The organism is Delftia sp. S65, from assembly GCF_016516495.1.
In the GTDB taxonomy this organism is placed as follows: Bacteria; Pseudomonadota; Gammaproteobacteria; order Burkholderiales; family Burkholderiaceae_C; genus Comamonas; species Comamonas acidovorans.
Genome location: NZ_JACVUR010000060.1, coordinates 22,758 through 29,555, shown reverse-complemented (window position 1 = coordinate 29,555; position 6,798 = coordinate 22,758). Strand labels below are relative to the sequence as shown.

Annotated in this window: 6 protein-coding genes; 2 read left to right on the top strand and 4 right to left on the bottom strand. The window is 69.5% G+C overall.

Annotated elements, in window-relative coordinates:
* Window positions 1-2,204 (bottom strand): TonB-dependent receptor (locus tag IAE24_RS27960; RefSeq protein ID WP_200016406.1); only part of this gene is annotated, 2,204 nt, incomplete at its 3' end.
* 152 nt (window positions 2,205-2,356) lie between these two features.
* On the opposite strand from IAE24_RS27960, the gene IAE24_RS27955 reads away from it, so the two are divergent.
* Entirely contained in the window at window positions 2,357-3,121 is a 765-nt protein-coding gene (locus IAE24_RS27955; protein WP_013802320.1) for a response regulator, read from the top strand.
* A complete protein-coding gene (locus IAE24_RS27950) occupies window positions 3,121-4,554 on the top strand; it encodes an ATP-binding protein (RefSeq protein WP_199962326.1) in 1,434 nt (477 codons plus the stop codon). The genes IAE24_RS27955 and IAE24_RS27950 overlap by 1 nt, the downstream gene beginning before the upstream one ends.
* Here the strand turns inward: IAE24_RS27950 and IAE24_RS27945 are convergent, their stop codons facing one another.
* The 3 genes from IAE24_RS27945 to IAE24_RS27935 are packed head-to-tail and all read right to left on the bottom strand — an operon-like array spanning window position 4,555 to window position 6,691.
* Window positions 4,555-5,385, bottom strand: coding sequence for a SprT-like domain-containing protein (locus tag IAE24_RS27945; protein WP_199962325.1), 831 nt, complete (start codon window positions 5,383-5,385; stop codon window positions 4,555-4,557).
* A 41-nt stretch (window positions 5,386-5,426) separates the two neighbouring features.
* The gene (locus IAE24_RS27940; protein WP_199962324.1) at window positions 5,427-6,011 is read right to left on the bottom strand and encodes a flavin reductase family protein; all 585 of its coding nucleotides are present in this window, start codon (window positions 6,009-6,011) and stop codon (window positions 5,427-5,429) included.
* 47 nt (window positions 6,012-6,058) lie between these two features.
* Complete coding sequence (locus tag IAE24_RS27935; RefSeq protein ID WP_199962323.1) at window positions 6,059-6,691, bottom strand: NAD-dependent dehydratase; 633 nt, start codon at window positions 6,689-6,691, stop codon at window positions 6,059-6,061.
* Window positions 6,692-6,798: the final 107 nt, after the last annotated feature.

Here is a 6,798-nt window from a genome sequence, read left to right as displayed (position 1 = left end):
GCGTTGCACCCCCCCACGGGGCCGGGGCGGGGGGGTTTGTGGCCCCAGCCCAGCGCCAGGTTCTGCACGAAGTAGCTGGGCGCTTTTTCGTGGTCGGCCACATAGATGGGGTGCACGCCGTTGGGGCCGTTGACGGTGCTCGACGTATTGTTCTGGCCGCCCACCATGACGTTGTCCGTGTATCGGCGCTCACCCACGTACTGCGCGCCCCAGCTCAGGGTGACGGCGGGCGTGACCAGGAAGGAGGTCCAGACGCTGCCGCTCCAGTCGGGCACGTTCCTGGCCTCGGCACCTTCGTTCGCGCCCTTGGTGAGGCGGCTATTCAAGTGGGACAGGCCGGCGTACACCGACCAGCGCGACGTGATCTCGCCTTGGGCGCCCAGCTCGAAACCCTGCACCCGCTTGGCGGGCAGGGCGCGCACGGGCGAGACGCTGTCGGGGCTGTACTCCCACGATTCACTCAGCTCGGTGCGGAACACGGCGCCGGTCAGCGACAGGCGCCCGCCCAGCACGTCCCACTTGCTGCCCGCCTCCCAGGTGCGCGACAGGGCCGGCGCATAGGCCAGCTGGGCGGCCGTGCCGTAGACGCCGTTGTTGGTGGTCACGCCCATGGCCGAGGGCTGGGCCGCGCGGCTGTAGGAGACATAGATGGAGCCCTCGCTGGCCGGCTTGTAGACCAGGCCCAGGCGGCCGCCGAGCGCGCCGTCCGTGCGGCTGGCGCCGCCGTTGTTCGCCTGCCAGCGGTCGTAGCGCAGCGCCGTCTGGGCCTGCCAGCGCGGCGAGAAGGTGATGGTGTCGTTCACATACACGCCCGCGTTCTGCACCGTGGCGCGCGCACTGCCCGCGCCCACCACCGTGGGCGTGCCCGGGAAGATGGTGGCCGGGTTGGCCATGTCGAAGCCCAGCGTCCCCGTGGGCAGGTCCATGCTGCGCTCGCGGTCGCCATAGGTCTCGCGGTACAGCTCCAGCCCTGCCGTGAGGTCGTGCTTGAAACCTGCCGTCTCGAAACTGGTGCGCACATCGGTCTGGTTGTTGGCGATGGTGTAGCGCTTGGACACTGGCACCGAGGCCAGGCGCAGCGAGGCATTGGCGCCCGCCGTGTCCACCAGGCCGTAGTCGCCATAGGACAGGATGCCGCCCGGCGCCGTCACCAGCCCGCCCAGGCCCACATAGCCCAGCGAGTTCTTGCTGCTGCCGCTGTTGAAGCGCGCGGGCGCCAGCACGCTCCAGTTGTCCGAGCGCTCGTAGCGGAACTGGTTGCGCACCGTGGTCGCGGGCGAGAGGTCATGCTCCACGCGGGCCGTCACCATATCCGTGCGCGACTGCTGGGTGTAGAGGTTGGAGGCGCCGTACCAGGCATTGCGCGGCACGCCCGGCATCACCTGGCCGCCCGTGCCGCGCTGAATGGGCAGGCCGCCATCGGGCGTGTTGTCGTCCACCTGGTGGAAGACGTTGACCACGGTGCGCGTGGAAGTGCCCAGGCCGTGGGCGAACGAGGCTGCCACGCCGTAGCGGTCATAGTCCACCCCGTTGCGGCCGGCCACGTCGTTCTGGTGCTTCATGAGGTTCAGGCGCACGGCGCCGGTCTCGCCCACGCTGCGGTTCAGGTCGGCCGTGGCGCGGCGGTAGCCATCGCTGCCCACGCCCACCGAGCTGTTGTAGAACGTGTCGCGCCTGGCTTCCTTGCTGACCAGGTTGACGCTGCCGCCCACGGCGGACACGCCAGACTCCACCGAGCCTGTGCCTTTGTAGACCTCGGCCTGCTCCAGGTTGAAGGTGTCGGTGCGGCTGGCCATGCCGCCGTCGCGCACGCCGTCGATGGTGATGGCCTGCTCGGCCGAGAAGCCGCGGATGGTGAAGAAATCTCCCCAGCCCAGATTGCCCTCGCCCGAGGTGAAGGTGATGCCGGGCACGTTCTGCAGCACCTCCTGCAGGCTCTGGGCGTTTTGCTCGCGGATCAGCTCGGCCGGCACCACGCTGATGCTTTGCGGCGTGTCGCGCAGCGGCTGGGTGAGCTTGGGCGACTGCCCGGCGGTGGGCTGGTAGGCAGGCGCCTCACGCGTGGAGCGGACCTCGACCGTGCCCAGGGGCGATGCCGGAGCGGCCGCAGTCTGGGCCACGGCCAGGGAGGAGAAGGCGCCCAGCGTCAGCGCAAGGCTGGTGGACAGGGCCGGAGGGAAACTGTTGGAGTGCTGAGAAGACATGGCGACGAATCACTAGAATGAAAATCGTTCTTATTGACGAGCAGGACTCTAGTGACGCGACAGCGCAGACAGGCCAGCGGCCGCCGGGCAAATGCAATGCTCCATTGCACAGGCTGCCGCCACAACATTCCATTACAAAACGCCGTGCGCCAATGCAATCCATGAGCGCACCAGCCGCCGCATCCCCGGCCGCCCAGGGGCCGCGCATCCTGGTGGTGGACGACGATCCCGACATCCGCGAGCTGCTGTGCGACTACCTGCGCGCCTCGGGCATGCGCCCGGCCGCCGTGGGTGACGGCCAGGCCATGTGGGACTGGCTGGGCCGGCATGCGGCCGACCTCATCGTGCTGGACCTGATGCTGCCCGGCACGGACGGCCTGGCCCTGTGCCGCAGCCTGCGCGAACGCACCCACATCCCCGTGGTCATGCTCACGGCGCGCGGCGCCTTGCTGGACCGCATCCTGGGCCTGGAGATGGGGGCCGACGACTACCTGCCCAAGCCCTTCGATCCGCGCGAGCTGCTGGCGCGCATCAAGGTGGTGCTGCGCCGCGTGGCCCAGGCACCGGCGCCGGCCAGCGAGCCGGAGCATCTGCCCGTGCTGCGCTTTGCCGGCTGGACGCTGGACATGCGCGCGCGCGAGCTGCGCTCGCCCCAGGCCGTGCTGGTGCCGCTGGCCCAGTCCGACTACCGCGTGCTCTGCGCCCTGGCCAGCAACCCGCACCGCACGCTGAGCCGCGACTACCTGGCCGACCATGTGTTCGGCCGCGAGCGCCAGGCCCAGGACCGCGCCATCGACGTCTGCGTGAGCCGACTGCGCCAGCACCTGGAAGACCCTGCGCGCCAGGCCAGCCTGATCCGCACCGTGCGCAACGCCGGCTACGTGCTGACCTGCGACGTGGTGCCGCAGGCATCGTGATGGCTTGGATGCAGGCCGGCGCGCTGCTGCGGCGCCTGTGGCCGCAGACGCTGTCCGGGCGCGTGGCCCTGATCCTGGTGGCCGGCATGCTGGCGGCCCAGGCGCTGACGGGCACCATCTGGTGGGAAAGCCGGCGCAGCCAGCTGCTGGAGGTGCCGCTGCGCCTGCTGGGCGCGCGCGCCGCCGATTCGCTGCTGCTGCTGTCCTCGCTGCCGCCCGAGGCGCGGGCCGCCGCCGTGGGCACGCTGAGCACGCAGGGCTACCAGCTGGCCCTGCTGGACGGCGCCCAGGCGCGGCACCTCATGGACCGCCAGCAGACCGACGCTGCCGATGCAGCCGACGTCATGGCCGGCGAGTTGCTGGCCGATGTGCTGGCGCGGCGCGTGGGCGCTGTCGTGCCTTTTCACCTGCTGGCGCTGGAGCTGCATGGCGGCGCAGAGACCCTGCTCACTGCCCATGAGCCCGAAGCCCATGTGCGCATGCTGCTGGGCCTGGGCAACGGCCAGTGGCTGCAGGTGCAGGCCGTGGAGGGCGAGGCTGGCTACCCCGTCAGGCCCTATTGGGCGTTGGCCGACTATGTGCTGCGCATCTACCTGCTGCGCATCATCGTGGTCGTGGTGGTGGCCCTGCTGGCCGTGCGCCTGGCCATGCGCCCGCTGGCGCGCATGGCCAGCGCGGCCGACGCGCTGGGCAAGGACCTCAAAAGCCCGCCCCTGCCGCTGGACGGCCCGCGCGAGGTGCGCCAGGCGGCCCAGGCCTTCAATGCCATGCAGCAGCGCATCGCCGATGGCGTGGCCGAGCGCACGCGTTTCTTTGCAGCCGTCTCGCACGACCTGCGCACGCCCATCACGCGGCTGCGCCTGCGCTCGGAAATGCTGGAGCCCGAAGCCCTGCGCGACAAATTCCGCCGCGATCTGCAGGAGATGGAAGCCATGGTCACCGCCACGCTGGACATGCTCACCGGCGCCGACGCGCGCGGCGAGCGCCAGGCGCTGGACATCAACGCCCTGGTGCAGGGCGTGGCCCAGGACCTGGGCGAGGCGCATGGAGTGCACATCCCCATCACGGGCCGCGCCCTGCGCCCGCTCGATTGCTATCCCCACAGCCTGCGCCGCTGCCTGCAGAACCTGCTGGAGAACGCGCTGCGCTATGGCCGCGACGCCGAACTGCGCATCAGTGACAGCGACGATCTGCTGCGCATCGACGTGCTGGACCGGGGGCCGGGCATTGCCCAGGAGCAACTGGCCCAGGTGCTGGAGCCGTTCTACCGCATGGAGGCCTCGCGCAACGCGGGCTCTGGCGGGTTTGGTCTGGGCCTGTCCATTGCCGATGCCGTGGCCAAGGCGCATGGCGGGCGCATTGTGCTGGGCAACCGGGAGGGGGGCGGGCTGGAGGCGGTGCTGGAGCTGCCGCGCAAGACTCCTGCCCGCTGATCAATCCTGGGCCATGAAGCCTTTGCCGCAATCGCCGCAGATCAGGTTCAGCCCCGGCTTTCCCCAGACATTGACGGGCGCGGCGCAACCGCCGCAGCGGTACTTGACGCGCAGGGACTTGTTCACGGGCTGCACGGTGGTCTCGCCGGTGGTGGAGCCCGGCACCGCCACCGACGTGCCCACGGGCCGCACGGCTTCGGCCAGGGCGGGCACGGAGGACATGGGCGGCTGGGTGCCCTGCATGCCCTGGATCTGCGTGGCCATGCTCCACTGGCCCGTGACCACATGCTCGATGGCCGGGAAGCGGTCGTACCAGCTCAGTTGGAAGCGCGTGGTCAGCAACTGCTCGCAGGCCGCGAGGAAGGGGCCGCCCGCAATGGCGTAGTCGGCCATCATGTCGCCCGTGCGCCGCCCGCCGGGCCGGCCCGTGGACGAGGGCATGAGGCCCAGCGATTCCAGCTTGTCCGCCCATTCCTCGTTGTGATACCGCGCGCGGCCCGGCTTGCCGAAGTGGTGCTGCCACAGGTGCGTCATCTCATGCACCAGGGTCTGCAGCGTCTCGATGATGGGCACGGCCGCGAAGTAGGCGGGGTTGAGCGCAATCTCGTCCGTGGTGCTGCCATCCAGCGACGCAAAACGCGCCGCAGAGAAGTAACCGCAGGTGCGCTTTTCGCGCTGCAGCGTGATCAGGCAGTGGGGCAGGGCATCGTCGAACAGGCGCTGGTTGAAGTGCTCGTAGGCCTGCTGCAGTTCGGAATAGGTTTCGCGCGTGGGGACTGCGCGCGAAGAGGAAAGGGAAGAGGCAAGGGAAGAGGCAGTGGCCGAGAGCATGGCTGGATTGTGCAATACAGCCATGCCGCCATTGGCGAGTTTCAGGGCGTTCCGTCCTGCACGTTCAACGCCTGCCCAATCGCATAGAACTGCCCGCCTGCCACATAGTGCAGGCTGCGCAGCGCGGGGTCGGCGTCCTCGAAGTGCCAGTGGCCGTCGCTGAACACGCGGGTGTCGGACCAGGCGCCCACGATCTCGCCGATGAACAGGTCGTAGGCCTGCTGGTTGTGGGGCTCGGGGATCAGCCTGCAGGCCAGCCAGCCGGCGCAGCCGTCCACGAAGGGCAGGTCGAACCCTTCCATGCCGAACAGCTGAACGCCGCTGGTGGCGAGCTTGCCGGCATCGGTGGAAAGGGTGCGCGTGCCAACCTGGTGCGTGAGCTGCAACTGGGCGGCCGTAGGCACCTGGATCACGAACATGCCGCTTTGCTCGACCAGGGCGCGCGTGGCCGTGGCCTTGTCCAGCACCACGGTGAGCTTCGGAGGCGCAAAGTCCAGCGCGCAGCACCAGGCTGCGGCCATGACGTTGTCCACGCCGCCATGGCGGGCCGAGACCAGGACGGTGGGGCCGTGGTTGATCAGCCGGTAGGACTTGGCGAGATCGACCGGGGCGATATGCGGGTTCATGCAGGGGTTCCTGAAGGGTTCTGTTTTTGCGCGTGCAGGCGCCGGGTTCATTCGGCCAGCGCCTCGGAACCCACGATATGGACGCCGGGCCTGGCGTTGACAGCAGCCTCTATCAAGGCCTGCGCAATGCGGTGCGCGGGGTTGAGCCGCCAGCGCCGGGGAAGCAGCGGGCCCAGGGCGCCAAGAACGCCGACCATGAAGCGCTCACCCGCGCGGTGCTCGGTGCGCGGGCCGCTGATCAGGCCGGGGCGCACGAAGGTGAGGGAGGCAAAGCCTTGCGCCTCCAGGTCGCGCTCGAGCTCACCCTTGACGCGGTTGTAGAAGATGCGCGAGCCGGCGTCGGCGCCCATGGCCGAGTTCAGCACATAGGTGGGCGTGCCGTGGCGCCGCGCCAACTGTGCGGCCAGCAGCGGATAGTCATGGTCCACACGCCGAAACGCCGGCTGGCTGCCGGCTGTCTTGATGGTGGTTCCCAGGGTGCAGACCAGGGCGTCGGCCCGCCACCAGTCGGCGTCTTCGGGCAGGTGCTCGAAATCGACGATGGGGGCGAGCAGCCTGGGATGCGCCGGCAGCGCCCGGCGTACCGGGGCCACGACGCGGGTAATGCGGCTGTCGGCCAGGGCCTGGTGCAGCACCTGGCTGCCCACCAGCCCCGTGGCGCCCACGATCAGCAGTTGCATGGCTTGGTCTTTCGATGGGACACGGATCAGCCAGTGTGCCGTAGATGGCGTGGCTCATAAAACTGGTGCAGCCCAAGGCAAGGGACACCGAGGAAGGGCCTACGCCG